Source organism: Nocardioides sp. Z38_18, from assembly GCF_058215695.1.
In genome coordinates, this window is the sequence record NZ_JBZAJE010000001.1 from 1,938,079 (window position 1) to 1,956,833 (window position 18,755).

The window sequence follows — 18,755 nt, forward strand, 5'->3', positions numbered from 1 at the left end:
CATTCCCGGTTGGCCGTCCGGACTAGACCGGTCACGGGTGCTGTACATCAGTACCTCGTTTTCGTCGCCGCCCCCGTGCCCCAGCCATAGAGTCGCTGCGCAGCAGACTCCGGGGTCAGCCCGACGGCCGTTCCGGAGTGACAGGTGGGCTCGGCACACCGGAACACGCCTCAGGAACGCCCAGGAAAGGGACATGGACTCGACCAGCCGGATGGGAAAGCTTCGCGAGCTCGCCGACGAGCTCGCCGGGCACGACTCGCCGCGGCTGGTCGTCGAGGCCGGCCTGCCCACCCTGCTGAGCATCACCGGCGCCGCTGCGGCACTCGTGCTCGCGCCACGCCACGACGTCTCCTTCGGGCCGGCGCAGGCCGGGCTCCACCTCGACGCCACGGCGTCGATCGAGGTGCCCCCGGGCGGCGGGTCCTTCATCGCCTGCGAGACACCGGAGACCTGGCGGTCCCGGGGAGTCGCGGAGGTGGGCATCCACCACCTGCCGGAGGGACTGGGCACCCTCGTCCTCGCGTGGACGGCTCCCGCCCCCGAGGACGCGTCCGCCCTCGAGCTCGCGCTCGGCATCCTGGACCTCGCCCTGACGCGCGGCCGGTTCCAGGCGCAGTACGACGACCTCATCAGCCGCGTCGAGTCCGCCCAGCAGCTCGCCCAGATGGGGGACTACGACTGGCACATCCCCTCCGACGTGAGCACGTGGTCCGACCAGCTGTTCCGCATCTACGGCTACGAGCCGCAGTCGTTCCAGCCGTCGTACGACAAGTTCATCTCGCTGCTCCACCCCGAGGACCGTGACTGGGTTTCCGCCCTGCACCAGCAGGCCTACGCGACCGGCGAGCCCTACCAGATGGTGGAGCGGATCGTCCGGCCCGATGGCAGGGTGCGGTTCCTGTCCTCGACCGGCGAGGTCATCCGGGACGCCGACGGGCAGCCGGTGCGGATGCGCGGCACCTGCATCGACATCACCGAGCAGGTCCTCGCCGAGCGCGAGCGCGAGCGGAGCGCGGCCCGCTTCCAGGGCCTGGTCGACGCCGCTCCCGACGCCATCCTGCTGCTGGGGGCGGACCACTGCGTGCTCGAGGCCAACCACCGCGCCCACCAGCTGCTCGGGGGAGACCCGCGCGGGCGGTCGATCGAGGCGTTCATCCCGGGGTGGCCCGGGTCCGGAAGCGCCGGCGTCTCGGCCGTGTCGCTTGACGGGGCCCCGCTCCAGCTCGACGTGATCACCTCCGGTGTCGACTCCACGGCCGGCAGCGATCCCGGCGGCTCGCTGGTGGCGCTGTTCCTCAGGGACGCCCGCCCGCGGCTCGACGGCGAGAGCGTCGTCGCGCGGCTCGACGAGGCACAGCTGCGACGCCGCCAGGCCCTCGAGATCAACGACAACGTGGTGCAGGGGCTGGTCGCGGCCGTCTATGCGCTGGAGGTGGGGGAGAGCGAGGCGTCCCTGTCCTACCTCGAGCGGACCCTCACCGCGGCCCGCGCGATGATGGATGACCTCCTCGACCCCCTTGACGGGGCCGGTCTCCAGCCGGGCGACCTCGTGCGCACCGCTGCTGCGACCCTCGGCACCGACTTCGACCCCGAGCTCGACGGACGGGCTCCCGTGCCCCAGCTGCCGCGCACCCACAGCGTCCTCGTGGTCGACGACGCCGACGACCTGCGGCTGCTGCTACGCACCCGGATGGAGTCCTGCCGGGGGCTCACGGTCGTGGGGGAGGCAGCCGACGGGATCGCCGCGGTCGAGATGGCCGCTGAGCTGCAGCCCGACCTGGTGCTGCTCGACCTGGCGATGCCGCGCATGGACGGTCTCGAGGCGCTGCCGCTGATCCGGGCAGCCGTGCCCGGCGTACGCGTCATCGTGCTGTCCGGCTTCAACCAGAGCACTCTCGCCCAGAAGGCCCTCGAGGCCGGCGCGGACCACTACGTCGTCAAGGGCGGTTCCATGACGCGACTGCTGGAGCTCGTGGACTCCCTGCTCCAGCCTGCCTCCTGACCTGCGGCCCGCGGCTCTTGAACACCCGTTACGGTCGAGTCATGAGCAACAGCGACCAGATCCAGCCAGAGGACAGCCTCGAGGACCGCGGCGTCGACGACGTGCTCGACGAGGGATTCTCTCCGCCCGAGCGCGAGCCCGATCACCTGCGTCACCCCGAAGGCGGGGGCACGCTCGAGGAGCAGCTCGACCGGGAGGAACCCGAGGTCTGGGAGGAGGCGATCGCCGAGCTCGACGTGGACATCCTCGACGGCGACGTCGGCGGCGAGGTGGGCCGCGAACGCACCGGCCGGCTGATGGCACCCGACGAGGGGACCGGCGAGGACGTGGACTCCGAGCTGATCGCCGAGGACGAGGGCATCGACGGCGCCGGGGCGAGCGCCGAGGAAGCCGCGATGCACACGATCGACGACGACGAGGTCTGACCAGGCCTGGTCAGGCCTGGTCAGACCCGGAATCGCCCACGATCAAGGCCGGGATGCTGCGCCATCTGGTTCTGCGGACTCCGACTCCGGCTCCGACCCGTCGGCCGGGTCCTCAGGCCTGGATGGGCCATCTGGTTGTGCGGACTCCGGCTCCGACTCGTCGGCCGGGCCCTCAGGCTTGGATGGGCCATCTGGTTCTGCGGACTCCGACTCCGACCCGCCGGCCGAGTCCTCGGGCCCGCCCGCCGATGGCGGCCCGGTCCGGGAAGCGCCCTGCATGTAAGTGCCGGTGAACGGGGAGAAGCCCCACGGGTAAGTGGTGAAGGTGATCACGGGCGCGGACCAGCTGACGTTCTGCGCGCTGTCCATCTGCGCGAAGCCGGTGGCCCAGTTCCACTCCGAGCTGTACTGCGACAGGTCGACGCTCACCCTGGCCACCCTGTCATTGCTCGGTTGGAACCCGCCGACAGCCACGCTGAACCTGGTGCCCTGCTCCCACGCGCCCATGAAGGTCACCCCGTCGACGGAGCAGGTCCCGACGACCTCGCCGGTGGTGGCGTTAAGCACCTCGCAGTTGTCGCCGCCCACGGTGGCCCAGGTGCCGGACGTGGCCCGGGCGGTGAACACTGCCCTGTCGGTCCACGCCGCGACCGTCCGGGTCGCGGTCGTCGCGAGGATGAGAACGACCGCCACGAGCGTGCCCATCGCGGCGACCAGCCGTCGGCGCGTGGCGGGCCAGGTCATGCGCTGTCTCCTTTCCTTCGGCACGGTTCATGGTTGAAGTGAAGCTGGCGTAAGGCTGGGCGCGGCCGTGCCGGGCACGGCCGCGCCCAGGAGGACCCCTATGGGGTCCGACTTGACGAGGCGCCGACCAGTTCGCGTGCCGCTTCGTCATCTTGCGGGTCGCGCGCCACGTCCTGGCGCCTGCCCGCCGGGGTCGGGCCCGGGCGGGGCATCAGGCTCAGGGCGAGGATCGCTGCGACCGCGATCACGAGCGGTACGGCAACGCTCGGGCGCGTCAGCCCCATCAGGAAGTCACCCACACCCGCGAACTGCCAGCGCGGGGACAGCACCGTGTCGTCGGTGACGACATACTCACCGGCGTCCGGGCTGTCGTTGGCGTCGCCCTGCATTCGGACGTGCCACGACCCGTCGTCGTGCTGCTTCACCTCGACGACGCGGTGCGTGACAAGCCGGTCCGAGACGTCGTTGTGCAGGGACAGCACGTCCCCGACCTTGACCTCCTCGATCGGGACGGGCCTCGCGACCACCAGGTCGCCGGTCATGATCTCCGGCTCCATGGACCCGGAGACCACGATGAGCGGCTTGATCACACCCAGAGTGGTCGCGCCCCACACCGCCAGGCTGAGGACCCCGATGACCGCGAGTCCCCAGACCAGGACATCGGCGGCCGTGCGCAGGATGCGCACGACCAGCGCGCGGCCCGCCACCGGTCAGGACTCTCCGGTGAACTGCAGGGTCATCGTCCCCTCGGCGCCCTGGTACTGCTCGGGCCAATCGCCAGGAGTGGTGACCTGCAGGGTCACCTCGTCGGTGGCACCGGGAGCGAGCTGGGTGGCGCTCGGGTCGGTGACCGTGGCGGTCGCCGGAGCGTTCCCTGCGAACATGGCACCGCTGGTGTTCAGCACGCCCTTGCCGAGCGTCAGCGGCACGCTGCTGGCGTTCTTCAGGTGCAGCGTGATGGTCTCGTCGGCGCCCTGGTTGAGGTTGTCGAACGCGTCCGCCGGGATCGACACGGCCTGGTTCTCAGTGTCGGCGTCGTACCAGGTGCTACCACCGTCGACGCTGGCCTGCAGTTCGACCTTCTCCACGGCGCTCGCGCCGCCGTCGAACCATGCGTCGTCGGTCCACACCGCACTGGTCAGGGCCGCTCCGACACCCAGAACGGCGACGGTGGCCAGCCCGAAGCGGACGATCGCTCCGCGGCGGCGGCGCTTGTCGCGGTCCTGGTCGGCGGTGACGGCGTCAGTCGTAGTCATGTCCTACTCCTCTCTTCGGTTCGGCGTATGCCGGTCACTGTCGGCGCGCGCGCCAAGACGTCCGGGCATGACCTACCGACGGCCCACGTGTGTTCGAAGGCGCTTGTGCCGCCGGGCATGCCAGCGGAAGGAGGTCGCTGCACGACCGGGGCGGCGGAGCCGCGACCCGACGGCCGTCATGGACGCTCGCACTACAAGCACATTTTCGAGGAACCCGGGGCCACCGACCAACCTCGCCGGAAGTGACGTTGGTCATTCCTGCAGGTGTCGTTCTTGTTCTCCGGCTCGTGCGGCGCCACCGCGGGCGCGCCGTTTTGCTAGGCGCGAGAGCAGCTCGCGTCCCGGCGGCGGGCGATGACCAGTGTCACTGCCCCGCACAGGGCGAGTCCTGCTCCGAGCGCTGCGAGGAGCACGGCGTCCGCCGCTGCCCCGGTGCTGGGCAGGTTGCCACCACCGGGGGCGAAGATGGTGACATCGTCCCCGCCACCGTTCCCGCCGCCCTTGCCTTCCTCGCGGTAGGTGTTGGTGACGGTGACCTCCGTGATTTCTGCGTCGACGATGTCGATCGACGTCGGTGTGATCACCTGCGAGTCCAGCTGGACCGCCCCGGTCGCGCCAGTGGCGGTCTCGGTGACGCTGCACTCGGTGCCGGCCGGGATGCCCGTCACGGCTTCCTGCGGGTAGGCACCGGCGGGGGAGCCGGCGGGAACGGTGAACTGCTGGTCGAAGGCGTTCTCAGGGTCGTCGCAGTCCAGGGCGATCACCACCTCGCCCTGGCGGCCAGCGGCGGGACCGGCGATCACCTTGGTGAGGCGGAGACCACCGGACGCGCGCGTGTACTCGTTGGTGACCGTCAGGAACGCCCCCGCGTTCTTGATGATCGTCACGTTCTCGGGGAGCGTGGTGACCGGGGGATTGACGAGCCCGTTGTCGCCGTTCTCTGGCTCGGTGGTGGTGCAGGTGGCTCCAGCGGGGAGCCCGCTGACTGTCTGCGGCTCGGTCTCTCCGGTGCTGCCGGCCGGAATCGTCACCTCCCGCTGGATCGGGTCGCCGCCCTCGGGCGGGGTGCACGCGATGGCAATGACCACCTCGCCCTGGAGGCCGGCGCCGGAGCCGGTGATCACCTTCGCCAGGCTCAGGGCCCCGACTGCACGCTCGTAGTCGTTGGTGACCGTCACGGGGACGCTGGCGTTCTCGAGGATCGTCACGTTCTCGGGCAGGGTGATGACCGGGGGATTGACGAGCCCGTTCTCACCGTTCTCTGGCTCGGTGACGGTGCAGGTGCTCCCCGCGCGCAGCCCCGTGATCGGGGTGGGGGCGACTTCGCCGGTCGTTCCGGCCGGAATCGTCACCTCGCGCTCGATCGGGTCGCCGCCGTCGGGCGGGGTGCACGAGATGGCGATGACCACCTCGCCCTGGAGGCCGGCGCCGGAGCCGGTGATGCTCTTGGTGACCGCGATCCCTCCGGTGAGGGCGTAGGTGTCGGTGACCGTCACCGGAGTGTTCTCTCCCTCGACGATTGTGATCTCCGGGCCGGGTGTGATGGAGGTGGCGGTGACGTCGACCCGTTCGTTGTCGCCGTTCTCGACCTCGGTGACGGTGCAGGTGGTGTCCACGGGCAGCCCGGTGATCGGGTCTGGGGCGAAATCGCCCGTTGTTCCGGCCGGAATCGTCACCTCGCGCTCGATCGGGTCGCCGCCGTCGGGCGGGGTGCACACGATGGCGACGACAACATCGTCCTGGAGGCCTGCACCGGTGCCGGCGATGGTCTTGGTGACCGCGATCCCTCCGGCGGTGTACGGAGTGATCAGCACCGAACCGCGGGCCTGGAGGTCTCTGCTCTGCGCCAGCACCAGCTTCTGCGCCGTCTCACGGGCGGGGTCGCTCCCGTCGAAGAGATAGACGGTGCTCTCCTGGATGGTCTCGAGCCGTTCCAGCGAGAAGCCCTGTTGAGCCGCAGTGGTGCTGGTGGCGCGGACAAACAGCTGGTCGCCGTCCGCCACGGTGTCACCCTCCGCACGCTGCTGTGTTCCGGCGGCGTCGGCGTACACCTCCACCCCGGGGGTGAGCCGCAACGTCGCGGGACCGTTCGTGCTGACCGTGAACGGACCCACCAGCTCGCCGGTCAGGGGAGCCGCTGCCGCCTCCGGTTCGATGGTCAGGTTGATCGGCTCGGGCTCGGGCACGGGCTCGCTGGCGAGAGCGTCGGCCACGATGGCGGACGTGAGTGCGTAGAGGTTGTTACTGGCGTTGGTGGCCACCACGTAGTTGTCGGTGAAGAACCAGATCGCGGCCTGCACCGCCGCAGCCTTGACGTTGTCGGCCACGCCCGCCGGCTGGTTCGGATTGTTCGGGTAGTAGTTCTGAAGGATGTAGTGGACACGGTCGAGGTTGGGGACGTTGGCCTCGCTCCACTCGCCACGCTCATAGGTGACGCCGGACTGGGTGTCGGTGAACAGGTCGATGCAGTAGGTGAGGACCGTGGTGCCGGAGGGGTCCCGGGCGGGAATCGCCCCTGCGTACGCGATGGTGTGAGGGGTCGATCCTGCCGGGGGCGTCGTCGGGTAGCCCGATTCCGGATCGAGTCCCGGTACGTCGTACCCAGCCACGTTCCTGAGGCCCAGCTCCCCGGTGATCGGCTGGATCTGGAGCTCGGTGAAGGCCGTCCCCCCGGCCCGGGTCCCACTGCCGACGATGGGTTCGGCGTGGGCGGGGGATCCCGCCAGGACGCAGATCACCGCCAGGACCAGTGCCAGCGCCGTCCGGAGCTGGACTGCCGAGAAACAATTTCGAATTGCGCCCACGAGATTCACCTTCCCGAGAAGATCGCGGAGGAATGCCCGTCTCGCTCCGCTTCAGCAGACTTGCACCCGAGCGGATGGGCAGCAACCATCCACGGGGGGACCCGAAGCCTGCGGACTGGTCCACCTGAAACCGGGTGTTGACCTGCTGTAATACCGAGGCGCACCGTCAAAGGTTGGCGCCTGGAGGGCGACCTCTGCCCCAGCTGCGACTTAACCGCCGATAAGGACACAGCCTCGGTGGACCCCCGACCTGTAACACGGGGGTTGTTCCTGCTGGCCCAGGCCATGCGGTGGTGGCCATCTGGCGCGACGTGGCAGGGGAGTACGGGGTCTCGTCCAGCGCGCAGTTCGTCACGCCGATCACCGGGCCTCTGGGTTGGCTGCAGTACCTCTCCAAGCACGCGGCTCGCGGTGTTCGGCACTACCAGCGTTGGGGTCGTCCTGCGGGCTGGCGGAACACTGGCCGGTTGTGGCGTCACTCGCGGTCCGGGTGGCCGGTTATCGACCCTGTGCATCGGGAGTTGAGCATCCAGCAGATGTGGCGACTGCGGCGCATGGTGCGGTCCTATGCCCTGGCCTCAGCACGAGCAGACGCCCTTCGATACGAGCGCTTGGGCCAGGTCAAGAAGGCTCGGGCGGCATGGCATCGAGTCGGCTATCTCCGGCGTGCCGGGAAGGATCCCGACCGGGCCCGGTCCTCAGTGCGCGGGTTCTCCGAGTGGGTCCCTGCATCGCTGCTGCTCCCGATGGCCGCACTTGCTGGGTGGGACGGAACTCTCAAAGGGACCTGATCGGCAACCGTCGCCCCAGGTGGGGACGGGCGGCGGCGGTTCTCGGGTCGCAGGGGAGCGATGCCGCCTCCACACGATGGTCACCCAACTCGACCAACGCACTGACATGCCGATGAGCGGTCAGCTCAGTGCGGGAGATTTTCGACGTTCACGTAGTACACGCGGCCCAGGCCCTCAGGCGCCTCTCGCTCGACGAAGTACCTCCGAGGGTCGGAGAGCAGCGCATTGGCTTCGTCCCCCACGACCTCGGGCGGGTCATCGTCCTGCCACGGTCCGACGAAGACTCGGATGCGGTGCGACTCAAGCAGGTCGACAAGCGTTGCTATGAGCGCGTCGAGCCGGTCTTGTCGGTCGCCTTCGTCCGCTGGGGCATGGGGGCCTGCAACCGCGCACGTCATGGCAACCTCCCATAGCGGAATGAGGTCCTCCAGGCCCAGGTCGAGAACGACCTGACGCATCTCGGTTGCGTTCATGCGGCGATCATGCCGGACGAAACGTCCGCTCATGCCGCGATCCGCGCGGTCATGCCGATGAGCGGATGTTGCTGCAGACCGCAACGACCCCTTCACCCGCGCAGTCGTGCGAAAGGTGTTCTACTCGACCATGCTTCGGACAGTGACGGACACCCGCAGGGGCGCCGATCACGCTCTCCTGGTGCTGTCCACAATCGCAGCCGGCGTCGTGACCGTTTTCGGCTTGTGGTGGGGGGCGGAGGTAGCGCCGCAAATAGACGACAGCGAGGCAGGGCACTACCTCGGCTCGTTCGTCGTGAAGTTGGGGGTGCTGAGTCTCGCGCTTCTGCTTATCGCCTTGGTGTCGACTTTCGTCATTCATGGGAGTTCACGCACCTGGTCGAGAAACCTCGCTGCCGCGTCGCTCACCATCTCGGGGCTCGCGCTCGTTGGGGTGGTCGTCTGGCTGGTGCACCATCCCGAACATGCTCAGGTTCTCTGGCGCAGCTTCTGATCCGCTCGGCTGCCGCAAACGATCTGCGCTGCGGCCAACCGCATCTGCCGTTGATTGTGCGCTCGCGACGAGCACGCCGCAGACGGCGAGCCCGTGTCCACGAGGACGGCAATCAGCTCCTCTACCTAACGGGTTTCTGCTGACCCACGAACGTCCGCTTCTGCCGCGATCCGCGCGCCGGAATGTCCCCGCCACAAGTGACGTTCGCTAGCACTCGAACACTGACCAGCAGATGTCGTTCCGCAACCTCTGGTCATCAAGGACGAGCTCGCGAATCGGCCCCGGGATCTGCTCCCGCTGCCACTGGCACTCGAGCCGCCCGGCTAGCTCCCCCTCGCCGTCGGGCGCCGCTGCACGAACGGCCTTGATCGCATAGGCCGCTGCGCCGAGCTCGTGTGCGGCTACGTGGGCGACCGCCCCGGCCTGGCCAGCGGGTACGCGGCATGGCGCGCCGCCCCAAGTATGGGTCTGGCCGCACCCATGGCATGGCCCCCGGCCGCGCGTGCCTGCATCATCTTGACCTCGCCACGCACCCAGGCGCGCGCATGCTCGATCGCCCGCCGCGGTCGAGGGTCATAGGGCTGAGCCGACTCAAACAGATCAAGAACATGCTCAGCGCACGCGGCTGCCCAGAGCGCCAGGAGATGGTGATCCGAGTCGGAGAGGGTCCCCCCGCGACGTATCGTCACCAAACGTGGGTCCCGAACCTTCGGGAGGATCATGGCCGAAGTCTGCCTGAGAACTTCCGCATCTGCCGCGATCCGTTCACTGGCAGGTCGACGCGAGGCGCGCCCATCATCGTGAGACATTCTGCAGATGCCCCAGCAACCAAGTGGAATCGCGCAGATTGTGTTGCGCCCGCCGATACTTGGACGGGTCATGGGTTGGACCTTCGTCGGGTCCGGAATCGCTTTTGGAGCATCGGGTTTTGTCGAGCCAGACGACCGGGTGACCCTCGCAGTCATGCTGCTCGCTGGCGCAGCGCTCGCCGCAACGGGCCTGAGTCTCGCGACTTCGCGAGCGCTGGTGACTTCGTCAGGAATTCGATACCGAAGCGGGCTGATTCGAGCCCACGTCCCCGCACAAGAGATAGTCGGCTTCGGCCTAGGACCAGGCTCGGGCGCGCCACCACGAGTGGCCTACGTGGTTCACCGTCGCGACCGAAAACCTCTGAGGCTCGTTGGCGTCCAACAGTGGAACTCGAACAACGCACGCACACGAATGGGGAGTGAAACTGTTCGCGTCGCCGACTTGCTTGGCCTGCCCCGGGAGATGAGCACGTAGCGCCCGAGAACAGCTCAACGGCTCGTCAACGTCCGCATCTGCCGCGATCTGCTCTGTGCGCTGAGTGATGGTGCCGGGCTCTGGGGCTCGTCAGGTGGTGGCCCTTGATTAGTAGTTGCATATCAGACCACGGGCCCCAACAGGCCCAGTCCACAAGTGCAAACAAAGAGCCCCGCCGAGGCTGCAACCTCGCGGGGCATGGCCGGATCAGGGATAACTGATGCCGACGTTCAAAGCGTACCTATCAGGCTCGTCCGGAGGGATCGGAAATCCGGCCCCAACGGGTGGCATGCGCGGTGAAATCAGCGGCCGGACCGCCGGAGCGGTCCGACGTCACACGCGGTGGCTGTACTCCATCGACGTGCTGCAGCTCGACGGCCAGGGCGACGGCGTGACGCTCACGCTGCGCGATGTACCGACCGATGATGAGTGGGTCCGGCTGGTCAAGATCTTCCTACAGCGCGCCAACCGGCTGCCCGGCCTGCTGCGCTGGCACGCTGTGGTGGAGTGGCAACGCCGCGGAGCACCCCATCTGCACTTGGCTGTCTACTGAAACCGAACCGCCGATAAGGTACATTATGTCAACTTACGGAGTTCTGGGGCTCCAACCCCTCTCCCCGCGATGAAGACCGACTTCAAGAAGTCCCTGGACTGCTACCGGGCGAGAGTCGGCGAGTTCCGGGTCGTCGAGGTGCCGACGCTGCAGTACCTAATGGTCGACGGCCACGGCGATCCGAACACCAGCGTCGAGTACGCCGACGCGATCGCCGCGCTGTACCCGGTCGCCTACAAGCTCAAGTTCGCCAGCAAACGTCACCTGGACCAGGACTACGTCGTACCGCCGCTGGAGGCGCTGTGGTGGGCCGACGACATGGCGACGTTCACGACCGCGCGCGACAAGTCCCAATGGGACTGGACCGCGATGCTGATGGTGCCCGACTGGATCACCGAACACCTGTTCGAGGAAGCTCTTGCAGTGGTATCGGCCGGTGACCGTCCGGCGAGCCTCGACCGGGTCCGGATGCAGACGCTCCACGAGGGCACCTGCGTACAGACTCTCCACGTCGGCCCGTACGACGCCGAGGCCGGGGTGCTCAGCGAGCTGCACGACCACGTGATCCCCGAGCAGGGACTGCGGCTGACCGGCAGGCACCACGAGATCTACCTCAGCGACCCTCGTCGGGTGGAGCCGGCGAAGCTGCGCACGATCCTGCGCCAGCCGGTCGAGCCGGTCTCCGGGACCGCTCCCTAGGATCGACCCATGGGCACTCGTGCAGGCATCGTCGTCACCGGCACCGAGGTGCTCACCGGACGCGTCAGCGACCGCAACGGCCCGTGGCTGGCCGAGCAGTTGCTCGGGCTCGGCGTCGACGTCGGCCAGATCGTCGTCGTCGGTGACCGTCCCGACGACCTGCGCCGGGCGCTGGCCTACCTCGCGGCCGACCACGACCTGGTGATCACCACCGGCGGGCTCGGCCCCACGGCCGACGACCTCACCGCCGAGATCGTCGCCTCGTTCCAGGGACGCGAACCCGAGCTCGACACCGACCTGGAGCTGGAGATCGCCGGGATCGTCGCGCGTCTCAACGCCGCCCGCGGCCGGGTGACCGACCCGGAGGCCACCGCGGCCGGTACCCGCAAGCAGGCCTGGGTCCCCCGCGGCGCCTCCGTCCTGCCCCCGGTCGGCACGGCTCCCGGTCTCGTCGTACCCGTGGCTGACGGGCGCGACGGCCCGCCCGCGCTCGTGCTGCCCGGACCTCCCGGCGAGCTCCAGGGCATGTGGCCCGCGGCCCTGGAGGACGAGGTCGTCCGCGCCGCCATCGCCGGCCGCTCCGAGCTGCGCCAGTCGACGCTGCGGCTCTGGGGCACGGTGGAGTCCGAGCTCGCCGCGACGCTGCGCGACCACGAGGCCGAGCTGGCTGGCCTGGAGATCACCACCTGCCTGCGCGAGGGTGAGCTGGAGATCGTCACCCGCTACTCCCCTGACTCCGCCGACGCCTACGCCGCCCTGGTGGCCGCGGTCCGGGGCCGGCACGGCGAGACGGTCTTCTCCGCGGACGGCCGCACCATCGACGAGCTCGTCGCGGACGCCCTCCTGGAGCGCGGGTGGACGATCGCCACGGCCGAGTCGTGCACCGCGGGCCTCCTGGCCGGCCGGCTCGCGGACCGGGCCGGCTCCTCGGCGTACCTCCTCGGCGGGCTGGTGACCTACGCCAACGAGGCGAAGCGCGACCTGCTCGGAGTCCCCCAGCAGCTGCTCGACACCGTGGGCGCGGTGAGCGCCGAGGTCGCGCAGGCGATGGCCGACGGCGCCCGGGAACGCGTGGGCACCACGATCGGCGTCGGGATCACCGGCATCGCCGGCCCGGGTGGGGGTACGCCGGAGAAGCCGGTCGGACTGGTGCACCTGTGTGTCTCCACCGCGGACCGCACCATCTCGCGCCGGGTCGTCCTGCCGGGTTCGAGGGCCGGCGTCCGGGCCCGCTCCGTGGTCGTCGCGCTGCACCTGCTCCTCGAGCTGCTTGAGGCCTGATCCTCAACCAGCACAGGCGATGCAGGTGCGCGCCGTGGGACGTGCCTCCAGCCGTGCCGGTGCGATCGGCCGGTGGCAGCTCTCGCAGATGCCGTAGATGCCGCCCTCCACCTTCCGCAGTGCGGCGTCGATCTCCACCAGGTGCTGCTCGGCCTGACGGATCAACGCTCCGGTCTGTGACCGCTCCCACGCGATGGTCTGACCCTCGGGATCGTGCTCGTCGTCGGCGTTCGTGTCCCGGCTCGCGTCGACCACACCGGTGAAGTCCTCCCGCAGGGCGGCCAGTCGCTCTCGCGTGTCGGCCCTCTCCCCTTCGAGTCTCCGCGCCGCACCTCCGGCGTCCACGTGCGGGGGCTTCGGGGTCTCCGGCATACCCCGACCCAACCACGCCGCATCAGCTCGAGGTGGTGCCGCGTCGCCCGACCAGGAGCAGGAACGCACCGCCGAGCACCAGGCACCCCCCGAGACCGCCGAGCCAGCGGTCGGACGCGGCGCCCGTCGCCGGCAACACCTCCGCCACGACCCCGACCTGCACTGAGCCCGAGCCGTTGCCCGAGCCGCCCGCACCCGGCCCGGCAACGGTACTGGGGTTCCGGCGGCAGTCCACGTAGATCGTGCGGCTGCCCAGGACCTCGCCGTTGGCAAGGAGGTCGATGACGACGTTCCGGTCCTCATACGGCTCTAGGTCACCGACGATCGTCGTCACGTCACCGCCGTACAGCGGCGCGCTCACCTGCTCGACCCCGCCATTGACGAGCACGGTGAACACCACCGACGAGGCGGGATCTCCGTCGTTGGCCAAGGTCGCGGTCGCGGACCCCGGCGGACACTGAAGAGCAGCAACCGCGACCCTGGGGACGGCTGTCTGGTCGCAGTCCGGCGTCGGGGTGTAGGTGGCGACGAGTTCACCGTCGACGAACACCTCGATGGTGATGGTCTGGTCCTCGAACTGCGCGATGCTGTCGGTCTTGGTCTCCGTCTCCCCAGCAGCGACGACGAGCGGATCGCCGAACGGCTCGCCGTCGATCGACGTGGTGACCGTGATCGCCTCTTCACCGTTGTTCGTGGCCGTGATGGTGGCGAGCGCGTCGGGACCGTCGCAGGCCAGCTCCGCAAGGATCTCGACCCCGGGCGGGGGTGGGGCACAGTCGACGGTGACGACCTTGCTGGCGACCGCGGCGCCGCCGGAGCGCGCCTCGATCGGGAACGGATCGCTCCCTCGACTTGCGAGAAGATCGCTGGACAGCGCCACCGTCTGGCTCTCCCCAGGCGCGACAGGGCCAACGGTTTGATCGAACTCGCCGTCGATGTAGAAGTCGACGATCGCCTGGTCGGTTGCGTCCGCCGCGTTCGAGACGGTGGCCTGGACACGCGGGACGACGCCGTCGCACTCGACGTCCGCGATCAACGCCGACGGCAGCGGACCCGGGTCCGGGTCGGGTGACTGTTGGCAGTCCGGCGTCGGGGTGTAGGTGGCGACGAGATCACCGTCGACGAACACCTCGATGGTGACGGTCTGGTCCTCGAACTGCGAGATGTTGTCGGTCTTGGTCGCTGTCCCCCCAGCAGCGACGACGAGCCCTTCGCCGAACGGCTCGCCGTCGATCGACGTGGTGACCGTGACCGCCTCTTCACCGTTGTTCGTGGCCGTGACGGTGGCAATCGCGTCGGGACCGTCGCACGTCACTTCCGCATTGATCTCGACCTCCGGCGGCGTGGGCTCGGCACAGTCGACGGTGACGACCTTGCTGGTGAGCACGGTGCCGCCGGTGCGTGCCTCGATCGGGAACGGGTCGGTCCCTCGAGCTGCCAGACTGGCGCTGGACAGTGCCACCGTCTGGGTGTCCCCGGGCGCGACCGTGACCCTTTGATCGAAATCGCCGTCGATGAAGAAGTCGACGATCGCCTGGTCGGTTGCGTCCGCCGCGTTCGAGACGGTGGCCTGGACACGCGGGACGACGCCGTCGCACTCGACGTCCGCGATCAAGGCCGACGGCAGCGGGCCCGGGTCCGGAGCCACCTCGCAACCGTTCTCCAGGATGGCGCGGCCCTCGGGCCAGTTCCGCCCCTCCGGGACCGTGGGGATCGGCGGGATGATGTCGCCCCACCCAGCTGGCCCGTCGGGGGTGAAGATCGGGCCGTTGTGCTGGCGCGCGTGCCCCTCCGCCTGTGGGATCGTCACCGTCTGCTGGTTGTACGGATTGGTCCGCGATCCCGTCCGGTGACAGATCGTCACCCTCCTCGGAGGCGCCGCGAGAGCCAGTTCCCGTACCGCCTCGTCGGGCGCGGGTTCGACGCTGTTATCCGTATCCTCCGGCTCCGCCGCTACAGATGGCTCAGGCTCCGCAGACGGCCCATCGGTCGCCTCGTCGCCCGGCTCGGCCGTCGGTTCGGCCGTCGGTTCGGCAGCCGGCTCCTCCGGTTCGGGTCCAGCGGTCGCCGCGTCGGTGGGACCCGCAGCCGGTTCCGACGCCGGTTCAGTGCCTGGGCCAGCGCTCAGATCCCCGGTCGACGCTGCTCCCGCATCGGGCTGGCTGTCCTCGGCAGCGGCCGCCACCGGCACCAGCAGGGCCAACGCAAGAGGCACCGCTACCAAGGAGACGAGGAGCTCCCGAGAACGCACCGACACGGCGACACGGATGGCGCGGATGGCGCGGAGGGCGCGGATGGCGCGGAACTCATGAGAGTTGTGATCTTTGTCCACCACAGACACCTTCCCGAGAGGATCGCGGGGCAATGCCCGTATCGCCCGCTTCAGCAGCGTGGCACCGGCCTCATAGCGCATCAAGGGCGCAGCGGGGCGCCGATGGGTCCGGACTGGCCCAGCCCTGCCCAGGCATTGACAGCCTGTTTGATGCGGCGGAATCTGAAACGTTGACGCACAGCCCGGTCAACGGGTGACCTGTCTTGGGGTGGAGTCCTAGATTTTGCACATGTTGTACTCCAAGCTGATCACCCTCGCCACCGCCGGCTACGGCGCGTATGCGGCTGCCAAGCCGCGCCACCTCGCGGACGCGCTCCAGGCACCGCAGGACCAGGCCCCGGCCTTCGACCGGATGGCCTACACCTATGCCGGCCGCGACCTGTCCATCTCCGGGATCGCGCTGGCGTCGAAGAACCCTTCGGTGATCAGCGCGATGATGGCCCTGCGGATCCTGGGCGACCTCTCCGACGCCCTGGTCCTGAGCACGGGCACCTCGAAGCCGGACGTGCGGAAGAAGGTGCTCGCGGTGACCCTCGGTTGGGCGGCACTGAACACCGCGGCGCTGGTCGCCGATCGCCGCGCGCTGAAGAGCTGAGCCACTCCCCCGTGACAACGGCTCTCGTCACCGGCGCCTCCTCGGGGATCGGCCGAGCCACCGCGCAGCTGCTCCTCGAGCGCGGGCACCGCGTCATCGGCACCAGCCGTGACCCGGGCTCGATCCCCGGGGACGACCGTCTCGCGGGGGTGGACTACCGGCCGCTCGACCTCACCGACCTGGCCGGGGTCGATGCCTTCGTCGACGCCCTGTCCGCGGACGGCATCGCCGTCGACATCGTGGTCAACAACGCCGGTGAGTCCCAGAGCGGGCCGCTGGAGGACCTCCCGGTGGACGCCCTCGAGCGGCTGTTCCGCCTCAACGTGCTCGGTCCCGTCCGCCTGACCCAGCTGCTGCTCCCCCGCATGCGCCAGCGCGGCTTCGGCCGGGTGGTGATGGTCGGGTCGATGCTGGCCAGCTTCCCGCTCGCCTACCGGTCGTCGTACGTCGCCACCAAGGCCGCCATCAAAGGGTTCGCCACCGCGGCGCGCTACGAGGTGGCGCCGTACGGCGTGTGGCTGACGACCGTCGAGCCCGGTTCGATCAACACCGGGATCAGCGAGCGCCGCACCAGGTACATCGCCGAAAACTCCCCCCACCTCGACCGGTTCCGCACCATGCTGCGCATCCTGGACGCCAACGAGCGCTCCGGCATCACCCCGGAGCAGGTCGCGGATACGATCGTGCGCGCGATCGAGGCAGCGGAGCCGGCTCCGCTGTACGCCGTCGGCAGCAACGCCGGCGCGGTCTTCGCCCTGCGGCGCGCCCTCCCCCGCTCGCTGGTCGAGACCGTGACCTCACGGAAGTTCGGGCTCACCCGCACGCCGGTGCCCACCGGCTCGGGCCCCGGTGGCTAGCATCGCCGGGTGACTTCCCTACGTCGACTCTCCATGCTGTTCGTGCTCCCGATCCTCGCCCTCTCGGCTGCCTGCGGCAGCGACGAGGCGAAGACGCCGAAGAGCGAGAGCTCCGACTGCAGCTACGCCGAGGACGGGACCGCGGCCAAGCCGGTCGACCCGCCCTCGGGCGACCTGGACGAGGACGCGCCGAAGGAGATCACCATCGGCACCGACCAGGGCGACGTGAAGGTGAGCCTCGACCTTGACAAGGCGCCGTGCACCGTGAACTCGTTCCTGTCGCTGGCCAAGCAGGGCTACTTCGACAACACCGTCTGCCACCGGCTGACCGACGAGGGCATCTTCGTGCTCCAGTGCGGCGACCCGTCGGCGACGGGCAGCGGCGGCCCCGGCTACTCCGTCGACGACGAGCTCGTGGAGAACGACCCCCGCCTGCAGCCGTGCGAGGTGGACGCCGCCACCGGTACCGAGGTGTGCACCTACACCGCGGGCACCCTGGCGATGGCGAACGCGGGCCTCCCGGACACCAATGGCTCGCAGTTCTTCCTGGTCTACAAGGACTCCCCCCTGCCTGCGGCGTACACCCCCTTCGGCCGGATGAGTGCCGCGGGCCTGAAGGTCGTGCAGAAGATCGCCGCCGCCGGCGCCAAGGAGCCGGACGCCACCGGCAACACGGCCCCCAACACCCCGGTGACCATCACCTCGGTGAAGTAACCCCGCAGGCGGGGCCTTCGCCGGGTTTGTATGGTCGATCCATGGAATTCCGATACCTCGGCAACTCAGGCCTCAAGATCTCAGAGATCACCTACGGCAACTGGCTCACCCACGGCTCCCAGGTCGAGAACGACGTCGCCACGCAGTGCGTGCGCGCCGCGCTCGACGAGGGCATCAGCACCTTCGACACCGCTGACGTCTACGCGAACACCAAGGCCGAGTCGGTGCTCGGCGACGCCCTCAAGGGCGAGCGACGCGAATCGCTGGAGATCTTCACCAAGGTCTACTGGCCCACCGGTCCGGGCGGCAAGAACGACACCGGCCTGTCCCGCAAGCACATCATGGAGTCGATCAACGGGTCCCTGACCCGGTTGCAGACCGACTACGTCGACCTCTACCAGGCACACCGCTACGACACCGAGACCCCGCTCGAGGAGACGATGCAGGCCTTCGCCGACATCGTCCGCCAGGGCAAGGCGCTCTACATCGGCGTCAGCGAGTGGACCGCCGACCAGATCCGCGACGGCCACGCGCTGGCCAAGGACCTCGGCATCCAGCTGATCTCCTCCCAGCCGCAGTACTCCATGCTGTGGCGGGTCATCGAGGACGAGGTGGTCCCCACCTGTCACGAGCTCGGCATCTCCCAGATCGTCTGGTCGCCGATCGCCCAGGGCGTGCTCAGCGGGAAGTACCTTCCCGGCCAGGCACCGCCGCAGGGCTCGCGCGCCACCGACGAGAAGGGCGGCGCGAACATGATCAAGCGGTTCATGGACGACGACGTGCTCACCCGCGTGCAGGCGATCAAGCCGGTGGCCGAGGAGCTCGACCTCACCATGGCCCAGCTCGCCGTGGCGTGGGTGCTGCAGAACGAGAACGTCGCCGCAGCCCTCGTCGGGGCCTCGCGGCCCGAGCAGGTCAGCGAGAACGTCAAGGCCGCCGGGGTGAAGATCCCCGCCGAGCTGATGGCGAAGATCGACGACGCGCTGGGCGACGTCGTGGAGCGTGACGGCGCCAAGACCGCGGAGAACTCACCGCAGACCCGGGTCGCCTGAGCCAGATCCTGGGCACGGCCTGGACACC

Annotated in this window: 18 protein-coding genes and 1 pseudogene; 10 read left to right on the forward strand and 9 right to left on the reverse strand. The window is 69.1% G+C overall.

The features are described 5' to 3' along the window. The first annotated feature begins 193 nt into the window (after positions 1 to 193). Positions 194 to 2,002: a response regulator gene (locus AC4BGC_RS09365; RefSeq protein WP_490555302.1), complete on the forward strand. Its 1,809-nt coding sequence runs from the start codon at positions 194 to 196 to the stop codon at positions 2,000 to 2,002. A gap of 41 nt (positions 2,003 to 2,043) precedes the next feature. Next, the gene (locus AC4BGC_RS09370) at positions 2,044 to 2,427 is read left to right on the forward strand and encodes a DUF5709 domain-containing protein (protein ID WP_490544106.1); all 384 of its coding nucleotides are present in this window, start codon (positions 2,044 to 2,046) and stop codon (positions 2,425 to 2,427) included. Between the two features lie 42 nt (positions 2,428 to 2,469). Here AC4BGC_RS09370 and AC4BGC_RS09375 read toward each other — a convergent pair whose 3' ends face one another. The 5 genes from AC4BGC_RS09375 to AC4BGC_RS09395 form a co-directional block, all read right to left on the reverse strand. Continuing rightward, positions 2,470 to 3,171 (reverse strand): hypothetical protein, encoded by a 702-nt coding sequence (locus tag AC4BGC_RS09375; RefSeq protein WP_490555303.1) that lies wholly within the window; start codon positions 3,169 to 3,171, stop codon positions 2,470 to 2,472. 98 nt (positions 3,172 to 3,269) lie between these two features. Beyond that, complete coding sequence (locus AC4BGC_RS09380; protein ID WP_490555304.1) at positions 3,270 to 3,878, reverse strand: signal peptidase I; 609 nt, start codon at positions 3,876 to 3,878, stop codon at positions 3,270 to 3,272. A gap of 3 nt (positions 3,879 to 3,881) precedes the next feature. After that, on the reverse strand, positions 3,882 to 4,427 hold the full coding sequence (locus AC4BGC_RS09385; protein WP_490555305.1) for a hypothetical protein: 546 nt from the start codon (positions 4,425 to 4,427) through the stop codon (positions 3,882 to 3,884). A gap of 317 nt (positions 4,428 to 4,744) precedes the next feature. Further along, entirely contained in the window at positions 4,745 to 7,231 is a 2,487-nt protein-coding gene (locus AC4BGC_RS09390) for a thioester domain-containing protein (protein WP_490555306.1), read from the reverse strand. 916 nt (positions 7,232 to 8,147) lie between these two features. Next, on the reverse strand, positions 8,148 to 8,495 hold the full coding sequence (locus tag AC4BGC_RS09395; protein ID WP_490555307.1) for a hypothetical protein: 348 nt from the start codon (positions 8,493 to 8,495) through the stop codon (positions 8,148 to 8,150). A 142-nt stretch (positions 8,496 to 8,637) separates the two neighbouring features. Between AC4BGC_RS09395 and AC4BGC_RS09400 the strand changes: the two genes are divergently transcribed. Continuing rightward, positions 8,638 to 8,988: a hypothetical protein gene (locus AC4BGC_RS09400; protein WP_490555309.1), complete on the forward strand. Its 351-nt coding sequence runs from the start codon at positions 8,638 to 8,640 to the stop codon at positions 8,986 to 8,988. A gap of 207 nt (positions 8,989 to 9,195) precedes the next feature. Here the strand turns inward: AC4BGC_RS09400 and AC4BGC_RS09405 are convergent, their stop codons facing one another. Both AC4BGC_RS09405 and AC4BGC_RS09410 read right to left on the reverse strand, forming a co-directional pair. After that, positions 9,196 to 9,525, reverse strand: coding sequence for a putative immunity protein (locus AC4BGC_RS09405; protein WP_490555737.1), 330 nt, complete (start codon positions 9,523 to 9,525; stop codon positions 9,196 to 9,198). After that, positions 9,486 to 9,953, reverse strand: a pseudogene (locus AC4BGC_RS09410) (putative immunity protein); the annotation flags it as partial. The pseudogene AC4BGC_RS09410 and the gene AC4BGC_RS09405, both read right to left, overlap by 40 nt. A gap of 680 nt (positions 9,954 to 10,633) precedes the next feature. Between AC4BGC_RS09410 and AC4BGC_RS09415 the strand changes: the two are divergent. From AC4BGC_RS09415 to AC4BGC_RS09425, 3 genes are all read left to right on the forward strand, one after another. Continuing rightward, positions 10,634 to 10,825, forward strand: coding sequence for a rolling circle replication-associated protein (locus AC4BGC_RS09415; RefSeq protein ID WP_490555310.1), 192 nt, complete (start codon positions 10,634 to 10,636; stop codon positions 10,823 to 10,825). A gap of 69 nt (positions 10,826 to 10,894) precedes the next feature. Then, the gene (locus tag AC4BGC_RS09420; RefSeq protein WP_490555311.1) at positions 10,895 to 11,524 is read left to right on the forward strand and encodes a GyrI-like domain-containing protein; all 630 of its coding nucleotides are present in this window, start codon (positions 10,895 to 10,897) and stop codon (positions 11,522 to 11,524) included. Positions 11,525 to 11,533: 9 nt separating this feature from the next. Beyond that, positions 11,534 to 12,805, forward strand: coding sequence for a competence/damage-inducible protein A (locus AC4BGC_RS09425; protein WP_490555313.1), 1,272 nt, complete (start codon positions 11,534 to 11,536; stop codon positions 12,803 to 12,805). 3 nt (positions 12,806 to 12,808) lie between these two features. Here AC4BGC_RS09425 and AC4BGC_RS09430 read toward each other — a convergent pair whose 3' ends face one another. Then, on the reverse strand, positions 12,809 to 13,177 hold the full coding sequence (locus tag AC4BGC_RS09430) for a TraR/DksA family transcriptional regulator (RefSeq protein ID WP_490544095.1): 369 nt from the start codon (positions 13,175 to 13,177) through the stop codon (positions 12,809 to 12,811). Between the two features lie 22 nt (positions 13,178 to 13,199). Further along, entirely contained in the window at positions 13,200 to 15,509 is a 2,310-nt protein-coding gene (locus AC4BGC_RS09435; RefSeq protein ID WP_490555314.1) for an LPXTG cell wall anchor domain-containing protein, read from the reverse strand. A 229-nt stretch (positions 15,510 to 15,738) separates the two neighbouring features. On the opposite strand from AC4BGC_RS09435, the gene AC4BGC_RS09440 reads away from it, so the two are divergent. Genes AC4BGC_RS09440 through AC4BGC_RS09455 form a run of 4 tightly spaced genes read left to right on the forward strand, consistent with a single transcriptional unit; the run spans position 15,739 to position 18,727 of the window. Next, positions 15,739 to 16,104 (forward strand): hypothetical protein, encoded by a 366-nt coding sequence (locus tag AC4BGC_RS09440; RefSeq protein ID WP_490544093.1) that lies wholly within the window; start codon positions 15,739 to 15,741, stop codon positions 16,102 to 16,104. A gap of 11 nt (positions 16,105 to 16,115) precedes the next feature. Then, complete coding sequence (locus AC4BGC_RS09445) at positions 16,116 to 16,961, forward strand: SDR family oxidoreductase (RefSeq protein ID WP_490555315.1); 846 nt, start codon at positions 16,116 to 16,118, stop codon at positions 16,959 to 16,961. A gap of 9 nt (positions 16,962 to 16,970) precedes the next feature. Then, positions 16,971 to 17,675, forward strand: a complete 705-nt coding sequence (locus tag AC4BGC_RS09450) for a peptidylprolyl isomerase (protein WP_490555316.1) — start codon at positions 16,971 to 16,973, stop codon at positions 17,673 to 17,675. A 41-nt stretch (positions 17,676 to 17,716) separates the two neighbouring features. Beyond that, complete coding sequence (locus AC4BGC_RS09455; RefSeq protein WP_490544090.1) at positions 17,717 to 18,727, forward strand: aldo/keto reductase family protein; 1,011 nt, start codon at positions 17,717 to 17,719, stop codon at positions 18,725 to 18,727. Positions 18,728 to 18,755 lie beyond the last annotated feature (28 nt).

What these genes read in the sequence shown, in the direction of transcription:
- AC4BGC_RS09395 (WP_490555307.1), bottom strand. Translation starts at nt 8,495, where the DNA reads ATGAACGCAACCGAGATGCGTCAGGTCGTTCTCGACCTGGGCCTGGAG.
- AC4BGC_RS09370 (WP_490544106.1), top strand. Translation starts at nt 2,044, where the DNA reads ATGAGCAACAGCGACCAGATCCAGCCAGAGGACAGCCTCGAGGACCGC.
- AC4BGC_RS09425 (WP_490555313.1), top strand. Translation starts at nt 11,534, where the DNA reads ATGGGCACTCGTGCAGGCATCGTCGTCACCGGCACCGAGGTGCTCACC.
- AC4BGC_RS09440 (WP_490544093.1), top strand. Translation starts at nt 15,739, where the DNA reads ATGTTGTACTCCAAGCTGATCACCCTCGCCACCGCCGGCTACGGCGCG.
- AC4BGC_RS09455 (WP_490544090.1), top strand. Translation starts at nt 17,717, where the DNA reads ATGGAATTCCGATACCTCGGCAACTCAGGCCTCAAGATCTCAGAGATC.
- AC4BGC_RS09365 (WP_490555302.1), top strand. Translation starts at nt 194, where the DNA reads ATGGACTCGACCAGCCGGATGGGAAAGCTTCGCGAGCTCGCCGACGAG.
- AC4BGC_RS09375 (WP_490555303.1), bottom strand. Translation starts at nt 3,171, where the DNA reads ATGACCTGGCCCGCCACGCGCCGACGGCTGGTCGCCGCGATGGGCACG.
- AC4BGC_RS09430 (WP_490544095.1), bottom strand. Translation starts at nt 13,177, where the DNA reads ATGCCGGAGACCCCGAAGCCCCCGCACGTGGACGCCGGAGGTGCGGCG.
- AC4BGC_RS09420 (WP_490555311.1), top strand. Translation starts at nt 10,895, where the DNA reads ATGAAGACCGACTTCAAGAAGTCCCTGGACTGCTACCGGGCGAGAGTC.
- AC4BGC_RS09385 (WP_490555305.1), bottom strand. Translation starts at nt 4,427, where the DNA reads ATGACTACGACTGACGCCGTCACCGCCGACCAGGACCGCGACAAGCGC.